The sequence below is a fragment of the Desulfosporomusa polytropa genome, assembly GCF_055380075.1.
On the sequence record NZ_AP042400.1, the window covers coordinates 3,760,825 to 3,787,064 of the forward strand.

The window sequence follows — 26,240 nt, forward strand, 5'->3', positions numbered from 1 at the left end:
ATGAGAGTACCACCATCAATTCTGTTATTTATTTTACCGTTAAAATATTAAATTTTCGTTAGAAACCAGGATGCTCCGCTCATTTATTGCAAATAAAAACCGCACAGAATTAATTTCTGCGCGGTTTTTGACAAGTAGTTCAACCGTTGCGGCTGATTTTAAAACCCTTGATTTTAGCAGCCCCGTATTCAATAACAACAAACAATACAGGAACCAGGAAAATACTCAGACTAGTAGCTAACGTCATACCACCAACAACGGTTGTGCCCAATGCTGTACGGGCGGCAGAACCGGCGCCTGTTGATACTGCTAATGGAATACAGCCTAAGATGAAAGCCAATGAAGTCATCAGGATAGGCCGCAGCCTGAGCTTGGCCGCTTCAATCGCGGCCTGCACTGGTTCCATGCCTTTATCAGTCCTGGCTTTGGCATATTCTACGATCAAGATCGCATTTTTGGCTGCCAGACCAATAAGCATAACCAAACCGATTTGCATGTAAACACTATTTTCCAGTCCTCGGGCATATACGAGGAATGTTGCCCCTAAAATTCCTGTGGGAACTGATAGGAGTACAGCGAAGGGGATATTCCAGCTTTCATACAAAGCTGCCAAACATAAGAACGCAAACAACAACGCAAAACCGAAGATAATTGGCGTCTGACCGCCAGAAACCTTTTCTTCACGGCTTAAATCTGACCATTCGTAGGTAAAGGTTTGCGGCAATACCTCAGCCGCTATCTCTTCCAGGGCCGTCATTGCCTGACCGGAGCTATAGCCCGGAGCCGTGGTCGCATTAATTTGCATAGCTGGGTAACCGTTAAACCGCTTGATCAGTGTCTGCCCACTGGTTGCAACCGGTTTTACCAACGTATTAAGCGGCACCATGGTACCGGAAGAACTCCGCACATAGAAGAAACGAGTGGCGTCCACATCAGAACGGAATTCCGGTTGCGCCTGCAACATGACCTTGTAAGTACGGCCAAATCGGTTAAAGTCATTTACCTGAACACCACCCAAAAAGGTTTGTAATGCGGTAAATATATCCTGAACAGGTACGCCCAATGCTTTGGCTTTTTCGCGGTCTACTTCATAGCGATAAGAAGGCGTATCAGCCCGAAAACTTGATTGAGCCATGCTGATTTCCGGACGCTTCCGGGCTGCCGCGACGAATTGCTTAGATACATCATCCATTTCCGCCATAGTCGAGCCGCCTCTATCCTGAATCATAAAAGTCAGACCGCCGACACTACCAATCCCTGGCAGTGCAGGTGGGTTAAAAGCAAGAACAGTAGCTTCCGGTATATTGCTTACTTTAGCCATGGCTTGGCCAATAACAGCTTTCAACTGGGTATCAGGTGTTGTCCGCTCTCCCCATGGTTTCATGCTGGCAATTACCATCGCACCATTTGGCTTTTGTCCACCGGCCAAAACATCATAGCCGGCTATTTCCCCAGTGGTTTCTACGCCAGGCAGTGTATGATAGATTTGTCCAACCTGCTTAGCAATCGCTGTGGTGCGGTTCATGCTCGCCCCTTCAGGTAAACTAACTACAGATAATAGGTAACCCTGATCTTCATCAGGCACAAAAGTGGAAGGAATGACTTTCAGCATGCTCCCACACAAAATGACGATTACTACCAATCCTACACCCCAGAGACCAGCCCGGCGAATCGAGCGCCGAACACCGTTGGAGTATTTTTCAAGCATATGATCAAACCAATTGTTGAAACGGCTAAAAAATCTGCCGATCAGGCCGGGGCGTTCTTCACCATTATATGGCTTTAAGATCAGAGCGCATAGCGCTGGTGTCAATGTTAAAGCCACAAGCGCTGACAGCGCCATAGACACGACAATTGTCAGTGCAAATTGTTTATACAAAACGCCTGTCGTTCCCCCGAAAAAGGCAACTGGAACAAAAACAGACGCAAGTACGAATGCAATAGCGATAACCGGACCAGATACTTCTTCCATCGCCCGAATTGTCGCTTCCTTCGGATTAAGACCTGTATGACGCATATGGTGCTCAACGGCCTCCACAACGACAATCGCATCGTCAACTACCAAACCGATAGCTAGCACCATAGCAAACAAAGTCAGCGTATTGATGGAAAATCCTAATATTACAAAGGATGCAAAGGTTCCTATCAAGGAAACCGGCACTGCCAGCATAGGAATCAAAGTGGCCCGCCAATTTTGCAGGAACAGATACATAATAATCAGTACTAGCGCAAGAGCTTCCAGAAAAGTATGGAATACCTTCTCTAATGACTCGGTGATATATTTAGTATTATCAGTAAGGATACGGTACTCCATGTCTGGCGGAAAACGCTTGGACGCATCCTCAATGACTTTCCGGACACCTTTCACTGTCTCTAGAGCGTTAGCTTCTGTTGTTAGCTGGACGGCAAAAACAACAGCCTCATTGCTGTCAAAGCTACTTTTAAACGAAGTATCTTTGGAACCTAATTCAATTGTGGCTATATCGCCTAAGTGAATGGCCGAACCATCGGGTTGCGAGCGAATGATAATTTTCCTAAAATCATCTTCAGTAACCAGACGGCCTTGAACACTGGCCGTATATTGGAACTCTTGTTTTGGTACTGATGGAAGCTGGCCGATCGTACCAGCCGGTGCCTGCACATTTTGCTCTTTGATGGCACTAGCAATGTCAGCAGCCGTAATTCCGAGCTGCGCCAGTTTATCCGGCTTAAGCCAAACACGCATGCTAAAGTCGGCACCATATTCACTAACATCACCTACGCCTTTAACTCGGCGGATGTCATCAATGACATTGATACTACCGTAATTTTTGAGAAACACACTGTCATAACTGCTATTGGGAGAAACAAGGCTAAAATACACAGCTGTGTCAGGTGAAACCTTACGGGTTGTTACCCCAGAAACTTGCACATCCTGAGGCAGACCGGCATTAGCCTGCGCCACCCGATTTTGGGTGTACATTGTCACCATATCGGGATTTTGTCCCAATTCAAATTTAACAGTGAGTGAATACTTGCCTGTATCAGCGCTGGTGGAGGTCATCGAAACCGCGCCTTCTACACCATTGGTCTGTTGCTCAATGACCTGAGCTACCGTTTTTTCCACTACATCGGCGTTAGCACCAGTATAGGTAGTGCCAATACTGACCTGAGGCGGCGTAATCTGCGGATATTGGGCAATTGGCAGGGTATAAGCAGCAATACCACCTGCCAATACAATAAGTATGGATATAACGATTGCGAAGATTGGACGGTTAATAAAAAACTTTGCCATGAATCCGCCCCCCCCTACTTCGCGCCTGGAATAATTAGATCGTCAAGACCGATCATGGTAATTTTGAGCGGTGTTCCCGGCTGAGTTTTCGCAAACCCTTCCACAACAACAATATCCTGGACTGTAAGGCCTTCTTCGATAATTTGCAGATTACCAATTTTAGGTCCTACCTTTACCGGTTTAGTCACTGCTTCGTTATTAGCACCGGCGACAGTAACAAAGGTTTTACCTAACAATTCCTGAACAGCACGCTGCGGAATAAGTATTGCTCCCCGCCGAGTTTCGCCAACGGCCACAATCCTGGCAAACATGCCTGGGACCAGCAAGTGCTGCGGATTGCCAAAAGCGGCTTTCATCGCAAGCGTACCTGTTTGGTTCGCCAGACCTCTGTCAACTTGTTCCAAGTGACCAGCAATTGGGTATTCACTTCCATTGCTGAGGATCATCTTAAGGTTTTGTCCCCAGGCATCAGTCGAATTGCCCATTTGCGCAAATTTTAAATATTCATTTTCGCTCATGCTGAAGCGAACTTGCACCGGATCCACGGTAGAAACAGTTGCTAGAACAGTACTGCCAGCCTGAACATAATCGCCGACACTTAACTCATTTACCCCAATCCGGCCATTTACCGGCGATACAATTACCGTATCTGACAAATCATTCTGAGCTTGGTCTAATTTGGCCTGATATGCGCTTACCTGCGCTGCCGCCTGTTCGGCCTGTGACTTGGACGTATCCAAGGTTTGAACAGCAATACCGCCTTGATCAGCTAAACTCTGATACCGCACAACATCGCGTTGGATGTTGCTTAAAGAAGCCTGCGCTTGCGCGACCTGAGCCTGCGAATCAGCTACTGACGCTGCATATTTGCGCTGATCAATTTCAAACAGCGGTTGGCCGACACTAACAGTATCACCGCCACGTATTAATTTTCGAGAAATATTGCCAGCGATTTGTGGTTTGATTTGGACTTCATCTTTTGCTACGATTTCGCCGACAAATTCGTATGTAACAGGCGTATCCTGCTGAATAACCTGCATAGCCTTGACCGCCACTTCTTTCGGCTGACCGGCAACTTGTTTTTTACTGCAGCCTGCTGTTGCAATTAGAAATAGCACAAGCAGACATATAATACTTTTTTTGTTCACCGTTATTTTCCCCTCCATTTTTGCTATTATTTAAGGACGTTTTGCAACGCCAGTTAAATAGATTTCAATAGCCTGTGACATATATTCTGCAGCAATGTCTTGTTTGCTTGGCATCAATTCTTTAAAAAGATCCTGAGCCGTAAAGCATAAGTTCAATATTTTTAATAGTGAAATGGCAGCAAGACCTGAATCAATATCTGCTCTAAATTCGCCATTGCTTTGCGCGTCTTCAATACAACCCTGCAAAAAAAGATGTGTATGCCGCGCAGCACTTTTCACTAAATTGTCGAAATAGTTGGTTGGATTGAATACTTCTGTAAAAAATAACCGATCTATGTATGGATTTTTTTTATTAGTGACAAGCAATATATCAGCAAAGCATCGTAGTTTCTTAACAGCTGAAATCTCTTCTTTGCTAATGGCATCAATGGCCTCTCTTAGTATCGACAATTGATTTTCTAATACAAACGCATACAAATTATCTTTCCCGCCAAAATAATAAGAGATCAGTGCAATATTAACTCCGGCGGCATCAGCCAACTCTTTGACCGAAACAGCGGCTAATCCCTTGGTTGCAAATAACGGAATGGCTGCTTCAATAATTCTATTAACAGTTGGCTTATCCGCACATATCTCTTTTTTCGTTATATTCACATCCTTTCCCATAACACGGCTTATTTTTAAATTCATTTTTTAAACTTACATTTTAAACGTAAGTTTAATTATAGTATATTATATATTTCCTGTCTACCATATAAGGCCAGAAAAAATGCGGGTTTAATCGAAAAAACCCCCGGATTATCTGACAGATAATTCGGAGGTTTCTCATTTTAACTTTGCACGCCCCACCACCACGTAGCGGGCTACACTCGCACTTCAAAGTTGCTTTTCACTTTAGGTGTTGTCGTCTGAGGCGTTACAACAATATCTAGGCCCTCTTTATTCATTACAGCGGTTGTTCGCTTTGAATAGTCAATAAGTGTACGCTGTTGTTTCGTCTTCCTTTTATATAAACGCAGACCCACTAAAATAACGGCAATAACTCCGACTATCCCGATAAAGGGAAGATAGCTAAAAGCAGACGGTTTGCTATTCACCACTGGCGGTTTATCAGGAACGATTGTTTGTGCAGAAACAGCCTGAGAATCAGTACTAGCAGCAGGCGCTGCCTGGATACTATTTGTTTTGTTTATTGTTGTTGGAGCAGGCGCGGTCTTGTCGCCGGTCTTAGTCTGCACCGGCTTTCCCTGAAAAGCCTTGCCCAATTCATCTAGCTTCTTAGCCGTACCTGATAATTCCGTACTCACCGGCTTACTCGAGTTTTGGCTTGAATTAGCAGCAGCCGCTGGCGAAAGATCAGCCGCCGTATGGGAACTTGCCGGAGGAGTAAGCGTAGGCGCAACAGGCGGCGTGGGTTTTGTTGGCGGAGTAGGCGCTACTAGCATAACAACACTCCTTTTCTATACAACGTGTTAAAGACTTTTGCAAGCTTCTTTACCTCGGAATATATATGTTTAATAAAATCGCCATTCATTTTTAATTGTATTATATCACAGCAGCTTACGCAGCGGGAATTTCACCATAAAAGTCGTCCCTGAACCGCCTGTCTTAACCTCTATTTTGGCATTATGTCGGCTGGCAATACTAAAACATATCGGTAACCCCAGTCCAGTACCATTTACCTTAGTCGTTACAAAAGGTGTGCCTAATTTCCGCTCAATTTCTGGCGGAATACCACAGCCCTGGTCTTGAATAAATAAAATCACCTGTTCAGCATCTGTACATGTACCAATCGTCAATTGTCCTCCTGGTACCATAGCTTCTAAACCGTTCCTGACAAAATTCAGGATAAGTTGACGCATTTCTTGTGGATCTAGAAGCAATGTAGGAATATCGTCCGCTAATTCTGTAACAATCCATTGTTCGTGAATCAAGGCATCAGACTCCATTAAGGGCAACAATTCTTGGACAATCTTATTTAAGCTTTGCTGCGACTGATCAAGCAGCTTATTTCTAGCCAAGGAAAGATATTCTGTAATGATAATATTGGCTCGGTCCAATTCGGTAATCATCAAATTAAGCTGCGAATCAAACTTGGTAAATTCCTTTTTCCGTAAAAAAGACTGCAAAAATCCCCTTACCGTCGTCAGTGGGTTCCTAATCTCGTGAGCAATACCGGCCGCCATCTCCCCGATTAAATTTAGCCTTTCCATACGAGACATTTCTTGTTCCATGAGTTTGCGTTCAGTTATGTCAGTAATAATCGACCGATACTCTGCTCCATATCCGTCGGTGCCTGGCAATGGCATACTAATAAGCTGAACATAAATAGCTGACGCGTCTTTTGCTATAATTTTCAATTCGCTACTAACTTTTTTACTAGTTAGCCGGCAGGCCCGCAGATGGTCAAAAAAAAGGTTATAACTGCCTTTTTCAAGAAAAGCAACCATCGGCATACCGAGCAACCGCTGTCGCTCCATGCCAAATAGCGCCGCCCCAGCAAGATTACTCTCACTGATACAGCCCTTTTTGTCAAAAGTCACATATCCGGCTGGCGCGAAATCATAAAGACTAGCATAACGGTTGCGCGATTCTTCCAGCTCTCCCAAAGTCTCTTGCATCGCCTGACACTGAATTTGCAGATCCAATTCCCGGTCCTGCAATTCATCTTTTAGCCGCTCGATTTCAGCTGTTCTGGCGTCAGCCAAAGATAGGAGCGGTTTCGCGAGAACACTGCTTCCCCGCGTACCTTCGGCATCTGGTTTGGTCATATAGCTTCCTCCTGACCGGGCATATTGTTTCCCTGGTTCTGTTTGGAATATCCTGGTATTACTGCTTTCTTGTCTATTTTTCCCCTACCCAGTATCCTATCTACGAAACAACGGTTTCCATGACCATCAGAATCGATTTGGTATTCTCGCCCAAATTCACAATCTGGCGGGCATTAATCACTATGGTTACTATTCCGCTATTGGCGAAGTCACCAGTAACCGCAAAATCCCCGAACTCCTTATTCTGCTCAAGAAGCTCAGTCAACCGGGTGCGCAGTTCAAGTAGATTCCACTGACTATTTTTTATTTTGAAAATGGATTGTCCCAGCACCTCTCCTGGCGTCATCCGAAAAGTGTCACAAAAAGCCTTGTTGGCTGTTGTCAGGCATAGATCGGCATCAAGAAGCACCATAGGATGTCTTACTGTTTCTACAATAGCGTTAGCATACTCTCTGGCTGCTTGGACATCTCTAATGCTTTTCTTAATGGCATCAACATCAACAAAAGTGATAATAACACCATCAATTTTGTTGTCTGTAGTCCGATAGGGACGTATCCGCATAGAATACCATTGCCCCCAGCGGTCTTGGACTTCTTGCTCTATACTATTTAACGTATCAATTACCTGAAGGCTGGTTTGCTCCAAATCAGGAATATCAATATTAGGTTTAATATTGCTAATTGGTCGTCCGACATCGGTACTAATCAAGTTGAATACCTTTCCTGCAGGTAAATTGAAACGCCTAATACGCAACTCACTGCTGAGTATTAGCACCGGGAGTTTGATACTACGAAATAGATTAAGCATATCATTGTTGACGTGGTTTAATTCCTGATTGCGGGTTTCCAGTTCTTCGTTTAGGGTCATCAACTCTTCATTGGTCGACTGGAGTTCCTCTTTGGCGGTCTCCATTTCTTCATTCATGCTCTGCAATTCCTCATTGCTTGATTGTACTTCCTCGTGCGCATACCGGAGGTCCTCGTTGGCTGATTCATGCTGGTCGATGATCGACTGCAGGTATTCCTTCGTGGCGGCGACTTCCTGTTGCAGGCGCAAAACCTCATCGGCAGCTCTTTTTTGATGGAAAACCTTTTGAGCCGCAATCGCAATACTACTGTCAGCTATACAGCCAGGCAGAGTTTGTGCTACAACATCCTTGAATAACACTAGGAAATATTCGTTTTTCCGAAAGGCCCCATTGAGAGGAACAACCTCAACATTGACCGGAAACGAATTGCCATCCTTGAGAACATGCAAACCATCCTTCTTGACCAGTGTATTTTCCTTTTTGGCCTGGTTGATAGCAGATCGCAGTCCGGCAAACAAACCGTCCCGTGCCATCTTCAGCAGATTTACGCTTGGCATTCCTGAGGCCGGTTCAAGATAGACGCCTGTACGGCCCCGGAACTGGATAATATCCAGTTGACTGTTGATAATGACGCCTGGCGGGGCATATTTGCTGAGAACGATCCGGTCCGCCTCTTTTTGCACATTCATCCAGGAGCCATTGCGCAAGCCGTCCACCTCATCCCTATTACTATTTTGCAGTGATGCCGCCTGCTCTGCAGACGAAAAATCAAACACTATTGGAGAGGCTACCGATTTCTTTGTGTAAATCCTATACTTTTTATTCACCAAGTCAAACAAATCGGCAAATACACCGATAGACTCTGACGCACCCAAAATCAAAAATCCATTGGGATTCAATGCATAGTGAAAAATCGGAAATATTCGTTTATGCAATACCGACCCAAAATAGATCATCACATTGCGGCAGCTGACGATATCCACCCGGGAGATAGGTGGGTCTTGCCCGATATCCTGCCTAGCAAATACACAGATATCACGAATTTTCTTACTGACCTGATAGCCCTGTTCCATCTCAACAAAGAAACGGCTGAGCCTTATCAGAGAAACATCGCTCATAATCGTCTTAGGGTAAATTCCTGCCCGGGCTTTTTCTATAACTGCTTCATTAATATCGGTAGCAAAAATCTGGATTCGCTTATCGATATTGCTCTCCTCCAAAAATTCCAGCAAAGAAATGGCCAATGAATACGCTTCCTCGCCAGTTGAACAGCCTGGCACCCACAGCCTAATGGGCAAGTTGGCTGCGGCGGCACTTATGACTGATGGGAAAATCACATTTTTCAAGGTCTCGAATGCTTGGGGCTCACGAAAAAATTGTGTGACATTGATCAGCATATCTTGCTGAAGAGCAGCAACCTCCGCACTATTTTGCCGTAGATAATCCAGATAATTGTCAAGAGTGTCTAGCTTGAGCAGCCCCATTCGGCGCCTGATACGTCGCTTTATCGTTAGCTGCTTATATTCGGCGAAATTAATGCCGCTGGCTTTGCGTAACAAGGCAATAATCTGATTAAGTGCGTCGTCTTCGTCCGGGAACAGCGCGATGTCTTCTATTATCGAAGATTGCTTACTTAATTGCTGGTTATGGATTTTGCCGTCGGAATTATTCTCGTCCAATATTTTTCTCTCCTTAAAAAATAGCGATGACAATATGCTCCACTCTTGCAGTAATAATAACCAATAAAAAATACATAAATGGATATTTTTACGAAACATTCTGTTCTGATCTATGAGTTTCCTGCCGAAAAGCTAACAGTATTATCTGAAGCTAAAAATATATTTTACTAAATACATTTTTATGCTATCACAACAACATTTCTGTCCCATAAACTATTTTTCCTGCCAAGCACTATAAAAGGCTCCTGAAGAAAAAACCTCAGAAGCCTTTAAACCTGGTAAAAAAACGTGTACTACTGTTGCCTGCGGTGGAGTAAAATATTTTAACATTTGTCACACAAACAAGTTAGTCGAATATACTATCTATATACAACATGTTAACGACTTTTGCAGGTAGGTGGTGTATTGTCAATGCATCACCTACCTGCGCCTGCAAACTTCTTTACTCCGGAATATATAGATAGATGAGGTGTCATTATGAGCAAAGTCTCCCTTTCTCGATCAGAGACTATACTTCCTCCTGATATTCGCGACGAGCTTGAGGTTTTTTTATATACCAATCTTAGTGCCATAGTTTCTCCTAATCCTGATGTTTTATTAACACCCCGTTTTCAAGCTGCATTAGCTTCCGCTTTAAATGGTGTCGGCGTTCGGCATAATACCGCTGTGCCAAGCGACCTTAAAGATATATTTGACGTGTTTATAATCATGAATGCAGGCAGGATCGTTTAAGAAACAAACAACTGCTTAGCTATTCAGAGTATTGTACAACTGCATCAATAGCTAATACCTTTCCAATAAATCGGGGTGGATATTTCTGCTTTTGCCGGGAGATGAACCTCTTTGAGCGCCCATCTTTTGAATTCTTCAAAACCAGTTCGATCCACAATGTATCCAATATGCTCCTTACCACCGGGAGCAGACGGATCAATGTAATTTTTTACATAGTCATAGGTATTACAAATGATTTTAGTAATACTGTCTTCATCTGCCCACTTGATGAAGTCTTCGCCCAACCGCGGATTCTTCTTGCCGGTTCGGCCAAAAAGAGTTAATCGGAAATATTTTTCATGACTGCGCGCCCATGCTCCGGTTGGGCAATTCAGCACACACTCGCCACACCCGATACATTTCTTGGCGTCACGCACTACCTTGTAATTTACCGTCTCCAAAGCACTTACTGACTTTCTGGTACAAGCTTTCACACAGGCCCCGCAACTTACACAGCGATCTGTGTCATAATTAGGCAAGGTCATACCCATAATCCCGAAATCATGCATTCTTACCTTTGCGCAATCATTAGGACAACCAGTAAGCGCCACCTTAAAATGCAGATCATTGGGGAAGATTGCTTTTTCAATCCGCTTCGCAAAGGCCGAAGTGTTATAACAGGCATAGGGGCATACATTATTTCCTACACAGGCCATAACATTTCTTGTACCTGAAGCAGTATAGCCTTGTCCCGCAATCTCTTGGTTAATATCCAATCCCGCGATAATCGGTTGAAGCAGCTCATTAACCTTGGGCATATCTTCAAATTTGATACCAGGAAGTTCAAAGCCCTGCCTTGTCGTAATAGTGACAATGCCGTTACCATAGGTTTCTGCTATATTTTGAATCATCCCTAGATATTTTGCTTCCAGAAATCCCCCAGGAACACGAATCCGAGAAGCAGTCAAACCTCTGTGTTTTGTTACGCGAAAGGCATTTTTCTTTAGTTTTTTGGTATTGACATCCATATTTTCATACCTCCCTTCTAATCAAGCAGCCGACAGCCTTTTACATAATTAAATACAGGCCCATCTAGACAGACATAGGTATCATCAATTTTACAATGACCGCATTTTCCGATGCCACAGCACATTTTCCGTTCATGAGAAATCCAAATATTTTCCTCGCGAAAACCTCGCGCCAGCAAGCCTTGGGTAGTGAATTTCATCATCATTGGCGGCCCAACCACAATGGCAACCGCCTCACTCACATTTTTGAGGTTCAGTTGGGGGATATATTGAGTGACCAAACCAATCTGACAGACAGTATCATTTTCCGCACAATCTACTGTCAGAATGACCTCCATGCTTTGCTTCCAACGCCCGAAATCATCCATAAATAAAATATCCTGTGGCGTCTTAAAGCCTGCTACCAACGTCATACCTTGTGTTTCTTCGCTGTGGCTGCAAAAATAGTCTACAACACCTTTTACCGGAGAAAGGCCTGTTCCTCCAGCAATTACGACAATCTCTTTGCCCTTATAGTTGCTAACATCAAAACCGTTGCCATAAGGACCGCGCATAAACAGTTTATCGCCAACATACCGCTCAAAAATCTCATTAGTAACCTTACCCACCCGGCGAATAGTCAAATCCACGGTATCGTCACCGATACCGCTGACTGAAATGGGCGCTTCGCCATACTTGGGAATGGAAACTTCAAAAAACTGGCCTGGCTTCACATCCCCTTTATAAGTAAGGCGAAACGTATATTCAATATCTGTGTGCTTGATAACCTCCTTAATCTCGGACAAAAAAGGAAGGTACTCATTTGCCAGCATTTGTCGCCACCTCCTTACTAGCCTCAGCCAGTTTATTTATAGAATTAGAAAACGATATATACTCAGGGCAAATATCATCACAGCGTCCGCAGCCTACACACATATGATAGCCGTTACGTTTTTTAAAATCATACACTTTGTGCAATACTTTAAAGCGCATTCTTTGTCCATTTTTTTTGCGGTAACAACCGCCGCCAGCAACCTCAGTAAATCCATCCACCATACAGGATGCCCCTACCCGACGCCGCTCGCCAATTTTGCCGTTATCGGTGTAAAAGATGTCGTGCATGGTAAAGCAGGTACAGGTGGGGCAGACGAAATTACAGCGACCACAGTTAATACAGCGGCTGTCATACTCATCCCACATTTTTGCGTGCATCACATCTAGCGTGATCCCCTCTGGAATATGGACGCGGGTTTCAGTTTCAGTTACATATGCGGGAATTACAGCGGTTACTTCTGTGCTGTGCGCAGCCAAGGCTGCTTCCCACGCGTCATTATGATTGTCCATATATACCTTGCCATTCTTCATTTCAAGATAAGCATCATAGGCGTCGGTTTGGTTTGTTCCCATGTCGACACAGAAACAGTTTTCAAACGAGTGCTGACAGCCAATCAGAATAAATTTCACTTTATCCCGCAACCGCTTATAATAGTAATCTTCACTGCCATTTTTAAGATAGATGGTATCCAGCCGTTTGACTGCGTGCAGATCACAACTGCGCAATAGGATAACTGCCCCCTTTTGGGGTAGGTCAGCTTCTTTTACCACAGCTTCGGTAAAGAAAAACAAAGTCTGTGACAGTGGCAGCAATTCCTCTTTAAAGGAATACTCTGATTTGCGGTCAAAAATGATTTCTTCCACTGTATGGATTTCCCCATAACGGATGCGATCTGTATCTGAAAAACCACCTCCATTCTTAAACAGCTTGGGAGCATAAACAACATATTCTTGTGACAATTCCTGTAATACTTGATTAAATCCCGCTTTCTCTAAGCAATAACCCATGTTTACACCTCTTTCTTTTGATTGATGTAGTATGGAATAACGATACGAGCTTGTGCAATATTTAACAATCTAATTGTATAATCATACAAAAAATACTGCCGTGACTGAAATCACGGCAGCTTAAAATATTTTGGAAGTTTAGCACGGCCTGGTATCAAAGTAAATCTATCTCCTGTTGAATCCACCTGATTTAGCCAATTCTTGCAAAAATAAACTATCTGCCAGTGGCAGCGTCACTCGTTTCCCGATAAAGGCAGATTGATAAATAGCCAGTATCACTTCTAGAGATTTCCGTCCTTCTACGCCGTTGATTGACGATTCCCTATTATTTTTCAAGGCGGTGATTATCTCCTGAAATTGGCGCCGATGGCATTCGTACGAAATAGCTGGACTGCTCACTCCAGCGTTTTCAGTAGTACTTCCTGCTTTATATTCATAACCCGATTTTAATTGAACAGTAGTAAGTACTTCATTTTCAAGGACTGCGCTCCCTTCTGTTCCGTAGATGTCGATACGCGAAACCAAGCCCGGGTAGGCGCAGGTAGTCCCTTCAATTACGCCCAACGCCCCAGATCGAAACTTGATGGCAGCTGAAGCGGTATCCTCTACTTCCAGCCCTGTATGCCCAAACGTTCCACAATGACTGGTAACTTCAGCGACCGCGCCTGCGAGATACTGCAGCATGTCAATATAATGGATACCTTGGTTCATTAGAACACCACCACCGTCCATAGCCCATGTTCCTCGCCACGCACCACTATTATAATATTCCTGGCTCCGATATAATTTAATATAACAACCGCCGAAAATTAATTTCCCCAATTTTCCCTGTTCGAGTAAATTCTTTAACGCGATAACACCATCACTATAGCGCCGTTGGAATATAACTCCCAATTTAACCCCTTGTTTCTGGCAGGTTTCAATCAGCGCATCTGCCTTTTCTAAGGTAATATCAATTGGTTTCTCGATAACAACATGCTTACCTGCCAACGCTGCTTGAATCCCCAACTCTGCATGCAGCCCATTAGGTGTACAAATCGATACGGCATCAATATCGCTTCTCTTCAGCATTGCCTGATAGTCATTGTAGCAATCACAATTAAATTCGCCGGCAATTTCTTGCGCTTTCGCGGCAGAACGACCAAAAATTGCGACTACCGCGGCATCTTCTATACTTGAAATTGCCTGGGCATGGATAGGGACAATTGAGCCGGTCCCTACTATTGCAAACTTTACCTTACTCATGTTACACCTCTTTCAAGAATACTCAGGTAATCATAGCATCCCCTGATTACCTGATTACAAATGCCCTGCAGCTTATTCGTCAATAAACTGCAGGGCATAATCAGTAACATTTAGCTTAGACGACTTTACTCAATCCAACTACGTAGCAGGATTTTTCTGTGCATTTGACTTATTGCGTTGGATAAAATAAAGGCCAACAAGTATCACAATACCAATGATGTCAGTTATCAAACCTGGTTCAATCAGCATTAATCCGCCGATGAAAGATATGACTCTCACTATCCCACTTACTTCTGTATACCAATAACCAATCATCGCTACCCCCAAGCCAAACATCCCTATTACTGCAGAAATAGCAGCCATAGTAACTTCTACTGGAGTAGCTTTAACCATCAATAGCACTGGTGCGTAAACAAACATATAGGGAACTATGAAAGCTGCTATCGCTAGTTTTGATGCCGTAATCCCTGTTTTCATGGGATTGCCACCAGATATGCCTGATGCCGCATAAGCGGCCAACGCAACAGGAGGCGTAATATCAGCAATGATACCAAAGTAAAATACAAACATGTGGGCAGCGATAATCGGAACACCCAATTGTATTAATGCTGGTGCAGCAATAGTTGCTGTAATAACATAATTTGCTGTCGTCGGCACACCCATCCCCAAAATGAGGGAAGTAATCATTGTGAAAAACATGACCGGGAGTAGCATACCACCAGCTAACTCAATGAGTCCACCTGCAAGTTTTAGACCTACACCAGTTTTTGTCACAACACCAATAATAATGCCAGCGGTAGCGCAGGCAACAAGTACACCTAGAACACCTTTGGCACCTTTTTCTAGTCCTTCAATCAGTTGACCCGGCTTCATGCGAGTTGATTTACGCAATGCACTTGCAAGAATGGCAATAACAATTCCCCACAGAGCCGCTTTGGTTGGCGTCTGCCCATCCACAAGCAAATATAGAATTGCAATTAAGGGTAACGCAAGATGCCCACGATTGGTAAAAACCTCTTTAAGTTTTGGTAACTGATTGCGGGGAATACCCTTTAAGCCTTTTCGTTTGGCTTCAAGATGAACCGCAATCCAAATTCCGGTGTAATATAAAAGTGCTGGTATGACTGCTGCTTTGACTACATCAAGATAAGGAATTCCAATAAACTCAGCCATGAGAAAAGCGGCAGCACCCATTATTGGCGGCATAAGTTGACCACCTGTAGACCCGGCAGCTTCAACGCCACCTGCAAATTCCTTTTCATAACCCAATTTTTTCATCATGGGGATGGTGAAACTACCAACACCCACAACATTTGCTACTGAACTGCCTGATATTGTCCCCATCATACCACTAGCCAAAACAGTAACTTTTGCCGGGCCACCACTGGCCCAACCAGCAATAGAATTAGCAATATCAATAAAAAATTTACCCAAGCCGGTTGACTCTAAATAAGCTCCAAATAAGATGAACAGAAAGATAAACGTCGATGAAACACCCAGCGGAATCCCAAAAACACCTTCTGTTGTAAAATACAAATGTGCAACTAAATCTGAGGGACTAACGCCCCGATGAGCTAAAATATTGGGAAGATAAGGCCCCGCAAAAGCATATGCTATAAAACCTAACGCAACAATAACCATTGGCTTGCCTACAACTCTGCGGCAGCCTTCGATTACCATTACAATTCCAATACCGCCAATTACATAATCAAGGGTAGTCACCGTTCCCGCGCGCAATACCAGTTGATGATATGTCACAACAACATACATAGGCACTGCTGCCCCAACAATAGCTAATAATAAATCAAAGGGATGTATACTTGTCCGCGACCAATTATGGCGACTAGGGTACAATAAAAAAATCAGACCCATACCAAAACTCAAATGGACGGCCCGCTGTAATTGAGCATCAAGAACGCCAAAAAAAGCAGTATATAACTGAAAGAGCGTAAAACAAATTGCAATGGCCGATACAACCTTACCAACAAAACCTGTTAGGACTCGCTTATCAGCCTCTGAATCAAATTCTTTAAGTAGTTCATCTGCATCAAACTGTTTATGTTCTTCTTCAACCGCCAATTTACTCACTCCTTAGTTATGCCAGACTATTACTATTTTTGATTAAACATACACGAAACAAACCACCAGTAATCATAGTTGATACGCACAGTCACCAACGTCCCCGCATCAAACCATTGGTACAGAGGGTATTCCTGTTCCTGATGAATAAAAGATAATTTTGCCTCCGGACCTACCCTTACTGGTATTTGCTTAAAAGGACGATTCAAATTTGTTAATATAAACCGATCTCCGAGTTGAGTAAATATACCTTCAGAAGGTAACGAAGGCATCCCAACACCATAGGACCGATATTCTGTTGATGTAAGAGTAAGATCATCTACTCCTCTAACAACAAAATTTTCCCACACTGGTGTTTTATGAACCGAGTGAGTAAATCTTATACTAAACGTATCTTCTGGATAGGTAGGCAAGGAAAGTGCAATCCCCGACTCTGTCGCTATCACGATCCTTAGTGGCAGAAACCACCAATAAAGTACCATACCGATCAGCAAACAAAAAACAGTCATAAGCACTTTTTTTTGCCTACTTACTTTCTTTACCATAATATTGGATAAAATGCCAGGTACCCCTAAAGTAATCCCGGCATTTTATTTGCTCCTACATCTTATTTTTCTTTAAAGAATTTCTCCGCACCAGGATGAACAGGAATTGGCATACCTTCCAAAGCACTTTCTTTAGTAATACCTTCACCTAACTTATGAGCGGCTTTTAGACGGTCAGTGTTACCATAAATTGCTTTTGTTATTTGGTAAACAGTTTCAGCGTCCATGCTCTCAGGAACGACTAACATGGCTTTCACTGCTACAGTTGCAATATCTGTTGCTTGCCCAGGATAGGTATTTGCTTTTACTAACTGTTTAGCATAAAAAGGATATTTTTTGATCAAAGCCTCTGCTTTATCAGCCTCTACCGGAATCAATCTAACCTTCTTTTGAAACGCAATATCTTGTATCGCCGCAGTCGGAGCACCTGCTGTTACAAAGGCAGCATCAACATTACCGTCTTTTAAACCATTGGCAGCTTCGCCAAAAGAAAGATATTGTGGATCTAGATCGGCATATGCAAGGCCATAGGCCTCTAATATTTGACGAGCATTAGCCTCAGTTCCACTACCAATTGAGCCAACAGCCACTTTCTTACCCTTCAAATCATTAATGCTTTTAATCGGGCTGTCTTCCATGACAATGATCTGAATGGTTTCATTATAAAGAGTAGACACACCTCTCATATTAGCAACTTGTTTATCTTTGAACATTTCGATGCCTTTAAAAGCATAATACGCGGTGTCATTCTGTACCATAGCTAATTCGACTTTACCATCTTTGAGCATATTAATGTTGGCTACCGATGCTCCTGTACTTTGAGCTGTAGCGTTAGCCCCTGGAACATTTTTGTTCAGTATTTCAGCAATTGCACCACCAAGAGGATAGTAAACCCCAGCTGTACCACCTGTCGCAATATTAATAAACTTTTTCTCTGGAGCTTTCTGATCAGCTGATTTTTGTCCGCCACAACCTGCCAGTAAACTCATTACTAGCATTGAAGCCATAATAACCATAACGATCTTTTTCATATTTAACCCCCTTCAACTATTATAAAACCTGGAAAGTAAAGGTCACAGTCCAGGCCCCACTATTTTCTGTATATTCCATTTTTAATTTCACTTTCCTGCTATTGACGATTATGTATATTGTTTTTTTTATTTTTATATCTTGTTTTGGACATACCCGCTTATTAAACATATAATGATAAATAAACTCCAAACCTTGAAAGGAGATAGTATGGCTAAACATTTCTACGCTGTAAAAACAGGACGTGTTCCTGGAATCTATCGGACCTGGGACGAATGCAAGGAGCAGGTAGATGGCTACCCCAAAGCTGCTTATAAGGGCTTTGCCACCGAGAGCGAAGCTAAAGAATTCCTCACTGGTGCCCTGCCACCGCGCAATACCCCGCTACCTTCAAAGCCAGCAAAAGCCAAAACCGCCAAAACAAGTCCGTCTCCTGTTCCACCGCAAAAGCAAAGAACCTATGATGATGACAGCGTCATTATTTATACTGACGGTTCTTGCCTGAAAAATCCTGGTGGTCCTGGTGGGTACGCCACAGTTATCCAGCTTGGCACGTTAGTCAAGGAAATCGCTGGATCAGAGCCATCAACCACCAACAACCGTATGGAAATGAAGGCTGCCATTGAAGCACTCCGTTTTTTTGATAAGCCGACCAGTATTATTCTCCATACAGATAGCCAATACTTGCGCAAGGGACTCGCTGAAGGCTGGGTGGAAAACTGGAAGCGAAACGGCTGGATAACCAAGGCCGGCAGCCCGGTTCTCAACAAAGAACTCTGGCAAGAGCTGGACCAGCTAAATAGTTTTCACAAGGTAGTTTGGAACTGGGTTAAAGGCCATCATGGCAACCCGATGAATGAACGTTGTGATGAACTAGCAGTAGGTGCTGCAATGAATGAAGCCGAAAAAATGGGTTGGAAATCTAAATCAAAGCCTAAGTACTAATTTTTCTTCTAGATTTTTAGATAAGTTTGTAATACTTTAACAGCAAGCCCTGCCATAACCTTATAGCCTCGCTCATTAGGATGTAACATATCTGCGTAAAATTTTACTTGTGGCTGCTTGCTTTCATATTTTAAAAAGGCTGTATAAAAATCAATCACATATAAATCATTCGTAAGTGCATACTCCCGCATATCTTCGCGATATAGACCGAGAATATATTCATCTTGGGGATAATTGCAAGGTATTGGTAGCCCAATTATCGGTGTTATCCCATATTGTAAAGCCATTTCTACCATATAACGAATATTATCATATACTTTCTCAGCCTCAACTCTGGCGCAAGCATCGTTAGTACCACCCATTATAATTACATGTGATGGCAAAATACTGATAACGTCAAGGTCAAACCGTTTCAACATTTGTGAACTAGTATCGCCGTTTACACCTTTGTTGACTATTGGAAAGCCCAACTCTTCACTGACCAAATGAACCCATGACGAGCATTGCAAATAGGGAAAACCATATGTAATCGAATCACCTATAGCTACTATTTTTTTTAAAATTTGACACATTTTTTCTCCTTTATGCATGTGATACTCATAATTATAAAAGTATCACCTGTCAAAAGTCAAAGTCCTGCTAAAAGTAATATTTTCCCATTCTCGGAGAATATAAAATAGGTAGGAAGATTAACCTTCCTACCTATTACTCGCACCATCCCTATAGCATTAAACTATACACGACAATCTCAAACAACCTGTTCCAAACTTACTAAATTGATTCGCTGTACTCTGTGATATATACCAGATAGACAAGATGGATCACTACAAACCAGATGAAAAAACTTGTTTCAAACAGTCACTTACTTAAATTCAATACTTAGGGTTAGAAGACTAAAGACACTGACGGGTAAACAAAAAACACTATCCTGAGCCAGATATACTAACCTCTTGCAATAACGGAAACTGAAAGTTTCTACCTCTGCAATACTTGGTTGAATCTAGGTCGCTATAGGGATGGTGCTTATTTAGATAATAACATAATAAGTGTTGTTATGCAACTTTTTTATACTGCCCCTGATTCGTTTGCTATATTCACCTCTTTTCTTGAGAAAAGGCTACATAATCGTTGATGTACATAAAAAAATGCTCCAGTCAAATGACTGGAGCATTTTATTTACTTTAGCGTTTGTTGCTTTGGAAACAGTCTCTGCAATATACAGGACGATCACCACTTGGACGGAAAGGAACTTGGGTTTGTACGCCACATTCCGCGCAAGTTGCATCATACATCTCACGTTGTTGGAAGTTAGAGCTGCGGCCACCACTAAAACCACCACGGTTTTGTTGTTTACGAGCTGCTCTGCAATCAGGGCAACGGCCTGGTTCGTTAGTGAAGCCTTTCTCTGCAAAAAAATCTTGTTCTGATGCTGAGAAAGTGAATTCCGCACCGCAATCGCGGCAAGTTAAAGTTTTGTCTTCTGCCATAATAATATATAGCCTCCTCAAATGTATTAACAAATTTTGGATTCAATCGAACACTCACTAGGACTTCCCTTACGTAAATACAAATACAGTTTGAGAAGGACAAATGGAAATTTCGTTGGACCTCATCTGTAATATTTTCATTATACTATACCTAAGCGAAAATGCAAGTAATTTTTATTTGTGGAATATAAAAGTAGTACTTTTCCATTGTTAGCACACATAAAACAGGTAGGAAGGCTAACCCTTCCTACCTGTTACTCGCACCATCCCTATAGCATTAAACTAACACGACAATCTCAAACAACCTGTTCCAAACTTACTAAATTGATTCGCCTGTACTCTGTGATATATATACCAGATAGACAAGATGGATCACTACAAACCAGATGAAAAAACTTGTTTCAAACAGTCACTTACTTAAATTCAATACTTGGGGTTAGAAGACTAAAGACACTAACGGGTAAACAAAAAACACTATCCTGAGCCAGATATACTAACCTCTTGCAACAACGGAAACTGAAAGTTTCTACCTCTGCAATACTTGGTTGAATCTAGGTCGCTATAGGGATGGTGCTTATTTAGATAATAACATAATAAGTGTTGTTATGCAACTACTTTTTTATTTTTCTGATATTTTTGTACGGAAGTAACTATTGACATCAAGAGACGTCAGGCTATACGAAAACGGTCTGACATCCCCCTGTCCCCAATGATGATAACTTTCTCCGTATCACTGTTAACGTTAATCCCTCTAAAATAAGTCAATAAAGTTAAAAGGTCAAGCCTGCCCCTCAAAAATTCGCGTTCCTCAGGGCATAGATAATAACGAATATGAATTCACAGCAGGAGAAAGCTTTTTCAATGGAGTATACGGAATATAACATGTAAAAATAGCAACTGAAATATTGGAGACACATAGCGGCTGGCTGCAAGTAATAATCAGGATTGCAATTTTTATATCACATGGGTATAGGAGGGAAAACTGTTGGTTGATGAAGAATTTCAGGTTGTTCCAGTAGACAGTACCAATACTAGGCATGTTGGTGCTGTATTCCGCTCAGTATATGGTGACGATTTCCCGGTTAAGGATGTGTATGAGCCAGACATCTTGGGACGGGAAATCTCAGAAGGCCGCGTAACAGCCGCTTTGGCTTTTGACCAGCATGGTCAGCCAGCAGGTTATGTTTCCATGTTTAAAAACGCGCCTAACCCCCGGTTATGGGAGGCCGGAAATATGGTAGTTGATCCTGCTTATAAACACAGCAGTCTATCGTCACTTCTGGCGAAAATTTACTTTAATCCAGCAATTATTGGAATTGCTGACTATGATGGTATATTTTGTGAAGCGGTTTCTCACCATTATACTACGCAAATTGGTGCTATCAAGTCAGGCATGCGCGATTGCGCTCTAGAATTGTCGCAGTTAGCAGGTGAAAGTTTTAAAGATCACCGAACAGTAACCCCCCAGCGAATATCTTGTGTGATGAGTTTTCTGGAAATTCCGGAGCCAACCACAGCCGTTTATGTTCCGGCAGAATATGCCGAGATTGTGCACACTTTAGCTCAGTCTTTGAAGCAGCGAACGTTTCTGCTCGCTGATGAGGCCTTGCCTGTAGCAGGCTTGACTGTCAAAGAGGATAAGTATTACGCGGCTGCCCAGACTTGGAAGATAGCAGTCTGGGAAATCGGCGCTGACTGGCAGACTTACATTGACACACTCTTGAGTGAAGCTGCCCGTAGAAACGTAATCAGTCTGCAAATCACGGTTAATACTGCTTTACCATGTTTGGGTGCTGCTGTAAGTGCTATGCGGGAACGCGGTTTCTTTCTGGGAGGATTGCTTCCACAATGGTTTGGTAGTGATGGATTATTGATGCAAAAAGTGCTGGATTTAGAACCTGATTATAATCAAATTAAGCTATATAGTAAAACGGCCAAAGACTTACTGGCGTTTATTCGTGCTGACCGGGAAGCAGTAAGCCGTTAAGGTGGTTTTTACTCACCCCATCGCATAACAACAGATCCCCAAGTCAAGCCTGCGCCAAAACCAACCAATACAATATAATCTCCCGGTTTAATTAAGCGATTTTCCACAGCTTCCTGTAAAGCAATCGGGATAGAGGCTGAAGAAGTGTTTCCGTACCTATCCAGATTTATCATAAACTTTTCGATAGGCATTTCTAAACTACGAGCCGCCGCCTCAATGATGCGTCGATTGGCCTGGTGAGGTATCACTAGCGCAACCTCGTCCTTGTCAATTTTAGCTGCTTCCAATGCCTGTTGCATTACTTCTGGTAGCTTTTTCATTGCAAACTTAAACACTTCGTGGCCATTCATATGTAAAGTATTCAGTTTCTTTTCAATAGCCTCCGGCGTTACTGGCATACGCGATCCCCCTGCTGGCATCAATAAATGTTTGCCTCCGGAACCATCAGCCCCCAACCGTAGCGCCAACAAGCCATATCCCAGCAAAGCCGGACGCAACACAACTGCACCAGCACCATCAGCCAACAGCACACAAGTTTCCCGATCTGTCCAATTGGTTATCTTCGATAATACTTCGGCTCCTATTACCAGGACGTTCCGATATGTCCCATTTTCAACAAACTGGCTTCCTATTGATAATCCATAAATAAAGCCAGCACAACCTGCTGTTACATCAAAAGCCGGAATATCATTCAGTCCCAGCGCATTCTGGATAACACAGGCAGTTGATGGAAATTGCATGTCGCTGGTAGCTGTCGCAACAATAATCAAATCTACATCTGATGGCAAAATTTCTGCATTTGCTAAAGCCCGTTGAGCAGCAATAACTCCCAAGTCGGAAGCTGCCTGTTCTTTGCTGGCAATATGCCGTTCCTTGATTCCTGTACGTGACTGAATCCACTCATCACTAGTTTCTACGATTTTTTCCAAGTCGGAGTTGGTTACTATCTTATCTGGAACATACATGCCAATTCCAGCAATACCTGCCCTGATCTTATCATTTGACATACTCTTCACTCCTCAGTAGCATGAATAAGTTGGTTTAACAGACCATAAACGAAAACCTCCACTATCAAGTCTTTTTACCTAACAGCAGAGGTTTTCATCATTTTATTACCACAATCAAGGAAGCTTAACCAGCAAGACGACTGTCGAGATACTTGACCATAGCCTCAATCGTAGTAAATTGCCTCAGTCCATCCAAATCCAATTCCAGACTGAACTCATCCTCGACCAAAACGAGTAATTCGCTAAAATCTAAAGAATCAAATCCTAGGTTTTCTTGAAACAGAGCTTCGGGCTTGAGTGACGCCGCCGAAATCTTATCCTTTTTGAACTTCAGAATTACGGCGCATAATCTTTCCATTGTTGTTGCCATTTATAATCCCCCTCTCCCATTTACCACTTGATCAATCTATAGCTCCATCCACCAAAATCTGCTTGGCTTTTACTCCACCAGAACAGAATATGGTAATTGGCTTGCTAACACCCAATTAAACAGGTCTTTCGCCCTACTGTGCGGACAGTTGCCGTACTGCTTGCTGATCAGTTCGAACAGAAACCAGCAAGTTTTTGCCGGGGCAGGTATAAAGTTTAATAGTATCGTAATCCGGCTCTTTGCCCAGAATCCTTTGCATTAAAATACCATCACTCCCAAACCAGCGGGGCGCCAGCCCGCCTAGGAAAAATCCCTGCTCTCGCAAAATAGTTACAGCAGCATCAATATAAGGACAAGCCATATTAAGTATTACCTGCAGACTGACTATCTTACGCTTGTGAGCCTGTTCCAGGATTTCAGATACAATATCTGACCAATCGGCTCCGATGTCTCGAACAGCAATCTGCCAACTACCTGCTGGCATATGACCAGCGTATTCACAAATTGTCACCTTGCTGTCAGGTAATGGATCTTTCGCCATGCGAAACTCTCTTGGATACAAAGGCTGTGCAATCTGACGAATGATATCCTCATATTGCCGCGGTAAATATCCTATTTCTTTCTGTTCTGTGAATTCTGCATACATCATCACACAAGCTACCCTAGTAGTATCCGGTTGCTGGGTATAAAGAGACTTATCAATAAAATCTACCATTAAAAAGCAATCATTCCACCCAGCTTTTGCACAAATAATCTGGGTAAAGTAATGATGGCACACCGCATAGGAAAATATACCATCTATATCAATGTTCTGGTGGTTCTCTCGCTTAGTAAAATACTCCGCCAGCGAAATTGCTACTCCAGAATCATTGTATTTTGGATCAACAATCAGACCCTGCTCTTCCCAAATGCGGGGATTATAACTCAATCGTCCTAAGGCCACATACCCAATCGGCAGACCTAACGGAGAATAAGCCAGTACAGCCACTTTATTTCCTGTTTGGATTTGCTGCCACAACGCCTCCGGATGATATACTTCGCTATGCAAATACTCGTCTCCATACACTTTCCGGAATAAATCAGGCACATGGCCGACATTGCCACTACCAACAGGTACGATAGACCACACCTCTGCCGTCATAATCTTCCCCCTCGATAATCCCACACGCTAGCAACTCGGAACTAAGGCCGCAAATTGTCTTGCCATCGCATAATAACGGAACCCCACGTTAGTCCGGCCCCAAAACCAGTGAGTACAATATTATCCCCATGTTTGATCCGGCCGCTCTCCAAAGCCTCGTACAGAGCAATCGGGATCGAAGCTGATGAAGTATTTCCATATCTATCCATATTTATTACGAATTTATCCATAGAAATGTCCAGGACTCTAGCCACCGCCTCGAGAATACGCAGATTGGCTTGATGAGGAACAATTAGCTCCACTTCTTCCATGGAAGTTTGGGATGCCTCAAGTACCTGCTTTATAGATTCAGGCACCTTCCGCATCGCAAAGCGAAATACTTCCGGCCCATTCATGCGAAATACATTCATTTTCTGTTCGATAGCCTGGTGAGTAATCGGCATACGTGAACCCCCAGCAGGAAGCTTCAGATACTCCCCACCAGAACCGTCTGCACCCAAACAGCAAGACAATATACCGTATCCCGGAAGCGCTGGCTGCAAGACAACGGCACCTGCGCCGTCACCCATAATCACACTAGTCTCACGATCATCCCAGTCTAGTACTCGTGACAGCACTTCAGCACCAATAACTAATACCGCACGACACTGCCCACTTGTAATAAAGTGAGATCCAACATTGAGCGCATAAATAAAACCAGAGCATCCTGCTTCCAAATCAAAGGCAGGTGTACTTTTCAGCCCAAGTTTAGCTTGTATAATACAGGCAGTCGCAGGAAATAACATATCCGGAGTAGCGGTTGCCACAATAATTAAATCCACATCTTCGGCTGATATTCCTGCATTCCTTAATGCCTGTTCGGCAGCTATTACCCCTAAATCGGAAGCCGCTTGTTCAGGATCGGCAATACGCCGTTCGCTGATTCCCGTTCGAGTCCATATCCACTCAGGATTGGTCTCCGTTCTTTTAGCCAATTCCTCATTAGCGAGCACTTGATCTGGAACATAAATACCTACTCCCGTAATAGCAGCATTCTTTTTGTCCACCAATATACCCACCCCATCTAATAATCTGCTTATGAACACTAAATTAATTTAAAATTATATTTACAACACAGATAATCTCTATTTACTCGCGCGATTAAGCTAATTTATTGGTTTAAGT

The 26,240-nt window shown here is 43.1% G+C and carries 22 protein-coding genes; 3 read left to right on the plus strand and 19 right to left on the minus strand.

Annotated elements, in window-relative coordinates:
* Positions 1-139 precede the first annotated feature (139 nt).
* From ACZ449_RS19265 to ACZ449_RS19290, 6 genes are all read right to left on the minus strand, one after another.
* Positions 140-3,274, minus strand: coding sequence for an efflux RND transporter permease subunit (locus ACZ449_RS19265; RefSeq protein ID WP_464257677.1), 3,135 nt, complete (start codon positions 3,272-3,274; stop codon positions 140-142).
* Between the two features lie 14 nt (positions 3,275-3,288).
* Positions 3,289-4,422: an efflux RND transporter periplasmic adaptor subunit gene (locus ACZ449_RS19270; RefSeq protein ID WP_464257678.1), complete on the minus strand. Its 1,134-nt coding sequence runs from the start codon at positions 4,420-4,422 to the stop codon at positions 3,289-3,291.
* A gap of 30 nt (positions 4,423-4,452) precedes the next feature.
* Entirely contained in the window at positions 4,453-5,112 is a 660-nt protein-coding gene (locus ACZ449_RS19275) for a TetR/AcrR family transcriptional regulator (protein ID WP_464257679.1), read from the minus strand.
* Positions 5,113-5,285: 173 nt separating this feature from the next.
* Positions 5,286-5,867 (minus strand): hypothetical protein, encoded by a 582-nt coding sequence (locus ACZ449_RS19280; RefSeq protein ID WP_464257680.1) that lies wholly within the window; start codon positions 5,865-5,867, stop codon positions 5,286-5,288.
* A gap of 105 nt (positions 5,868-5,972) precedes the next feature.
* On the minus strand, positions 5,973-7,193 hold the full coding sequence (locus ACZ449_RS19285; RefSeq protein ID WP_464257681.1) for a two-component system sensor histidine kinase NtrB: 1,221 nt from the start codon (positions 7,191-7,193) through the stop codon (positions 5,973-5,975).
* A 100-nt stretch (positions 7,194-7,293) separates the two neighbouring features.
* A complete protein-coding gene (locus tag ACZ449_RS19290) occupies positions 7,294-9,681 on the minus strand; it encodes a CheR family methyltransferase (protein ID WP_464257682.1) in 2,388 nt (795 codons plus the stop codon).
* Positions 9,682-10,158: 477 nt separating this feature from the next.
* Between ACZ449_RS19290 and ACZ449_RS19295 the strand changes: the two genes are divergently transcribed.
* The gene (locus ACZ449_RS19295) at positions 10,159-10,413 is read left to right on the plus strand and encodes a hypothetical protein (RefSeq protein WP_464257683.1); all 255 of its coding nucleotides are present in this window, start codon (positions 10,159-10,161) and stop codon (positions 10,411-10,413) included.
* Positions 10,414-10,457: 44 nt separating this feature from the next.
* Here ACZ449_RS19295 and asrC read toward each other — a convergent pair whose 3' ends face one another.
* The 7 genes from asrC to ACZ449_RS19330 all read right to left on the minus strand — a co-directional run bounded on the left by asrC (position 10,458) and on the right by ACZ449_RS19330 (position 18,141).
* Positions 10,458-11,420 (minus strand): sulfite reductase subunit C, encoded by a 963-nt coding sequence (gene asrC, locus ACZ449_RS19300; protein ID WP_464257684.1) that lies wholly within the window; start codon positions 11,418-11,420, stop codon positions 10,458-10,460.
* A 17-nt stretch (positions 11,421-11,437) separates the two neighbouring features.
* The gene (gene asrB / locus ACZ449_RS19305; protein ID WP_464257685.1) at positions 11,438-12,232 is read right to left on the minus strand and encodes an anaerobic sulfite reductase subunit AsrB; all 795 of its coding nucleotides are present in this window, start codon (positions 12,230-12,232) and stop codon (positions 11,438-11,440) included.
* The gene (asrA, locus tag ACZ449_RS19310; RefSeq protein WP_464257686.1) at positions 12,219-13,241 is read right to left on the minus strand and encodes an anaerobic sulfite reductase subunit AsrA; all 1,023 of its coding nucleotides are present in this window, start codon (positions 13,239-13,241) and stop codon (positions 12,219-12,221) included. The genes asrB and asrA overlap by 14 nt, the downstream gene beginning before the upstream one ends.
* 165 nt (positions 13,242-13,406) lie before the next feature.
* Positions 13,407-14,486 carry a Gfo/Idh/MocA family protein gene (locus ACZ449_RS19315; protein WP_464257687.1) on the minus strand — a complete coding sequence of 360 codons (1,080 nt, stop codon included), beginning with the start codon at positions 14,484-14,486 and terminating at the stop codon, positions 13,407-13,409.
* A 138-nt stretch (positions 14,487-14,624) separates the two neighbouring features.
* Positions 14,625-16,565, minus strand: a complete 1,941-nt coding sequence (locus tag ACZ449_RS19320; protein WP_464257688.1) for a TRAP transporter permease — start codon at positions 16,563-16,565, stop codon at positions 14,625-14,627.
* A 32-nt stretch (positions 16,566-16,597) separates the two neighbouring features.
* Complete coding sequence (locus ACZ449_RS19325) at positions 16,598-17,074, minus strand: DUF1850 domain-containing protein (RefSeq protein ID WP_464261905.1); 477 nt, start codon at positions 17,072-17,074, stop codon at positions 16,598-16,600.
* A gap of 98 nt (positions 17,075-17,172) precedes the next feature.
* Positions 17,173-18,141 (minus strand): TAXI family TRAP transporter solute-binding subunit, encoded by a 969-nt coding sequence (locus ACZ449_RS19330; protein WP_464257689.1) that lies wholly within the window; start codon positions 18,139-18,141, stop codon positions 17,173-17,175.
* 208 nt (positions 18,142-18,349) lie between these two features.
* Between ACZ449_RS19330 and rnhA the strand changes: the two genes are divergently transcribed.
* Positions 18,350-19,084 (plus strand): ribonuclease HI, encoded by a 735-nt coding sequence (gene rnhA, locus ACZ449_RS19335; RefSeq protein WP_464257690.1) that lies wholly within the window; start codon positions 18,350-18,352, stop codon positions 19,082-19,084.
* An 8-nt stretch (positions 19,085-19,092) separates the two neighbouring features.
* On the opposite strand, the gene ACZ449_RS19340 is transcribed toward rnhA, so the two are convergent.
* Together ACZ449_RS19340 and ACZ449_RS19345 are read right to left on the minus strand one after the other, a co-directional pair.
* Positions 19,093-19,656 carry an SGNH/GDSL hydrolase family protein gene (locus tag ACZ449_RS19340; protein WP_464257691.1) on the minus strand — a complete coding sequence of 188 codons (564 nt, stop codon included), beginning with the start codon at positions 19,654-19,656 and terminating at the stop codon, positions 19,093-19,095.
* A gap of 609 nt (positions 19,657-20,265) precedes the next feature.
* A complete protein-coding gene (locus ACZ449_RS19345; protein WP_464257692.1) occupies positions 20,266-20,571 on the minus strand; it encodes a zinc-ribbon domain containing protein in 306 nt (101 codons plus the stop codon).
* A 985-nt stretch (positions 20,572-21,556) separates the two neighbouring features.
* On the opposite strand from ACZ449_RS19345, the gene ACZ449_RS19350 reads away from it, so the two are divergent.
* Complete coding sequence (locus ACZ449_RS19350) at positions 21,557-22,558, plus strand: hypothetical protein (protein ID WP_464257693.1); 1,002 nt, start codon at positions 21,557-21,559, stop codon at positions 22,556-22,558.
* A gap of 8 nt (positions 22,559-22,566) precedes the next feature.
* Here ACZ449_RS19350 and ACZ449_RS19355 read toward each other — a convergent pair whose 3' ends face one another.
* From ACZ449_RS19355 to ACZ449_RS19370, 4 genes are all read right to left on the minus strand, one after another.
* Positions 22,567-23,565, minus strand: coding sequence for a beta-ketoacyl-ACP synthase III (locus tag ACZ449_RS19355; RefSeq protein WP_464257694.1), 999 nt, complete (start codon positions 23,563-23,565; stop codon positions 22,567-22,569).
* A 124-nt stretch (positions 23,566-23,689) separates the two neighbouring features.
* On the minus strand, positions 23,690-23,935 hold the full coding sequence (locus ACZ449_RS19360) for an acyl carrier protein (RefSeq protein WP_464257695.1): 246 nt from the start codon (positions 23,933-23,935) through the stop codon (positions 23,690-23,692).
* 133 nt (positions 23,936-24,068) lie between these two features.
* The gene (locus ACZ449_RS19365) at positions 24,069-25,076 is read right to left on the minus strand and encodes a hypothetical protein (protein WP_464257696.1); all 1,008 of its coding nucleotides are present in this window, start codon (positions 25,074-25,076) and stop codon (positions 24,069-24,071) included.
* A gap of 41 nt (positions 25,077-25,117) precedes the next feature.
* Positions 25,118-26,122: a beta-ketoacyl-ACP synthase III gene (locus ACZ449_RS19370; RefSeq protein ID WP_464257697.1), complete on the minus strand. Its 1,005-nt coding sequence runs from the start codon at positions 26,120-26,122 to the stop codon at positions 25,118-25,120.
* Positions 26,123-26,240: the final 118 nt, after the last annotated feature.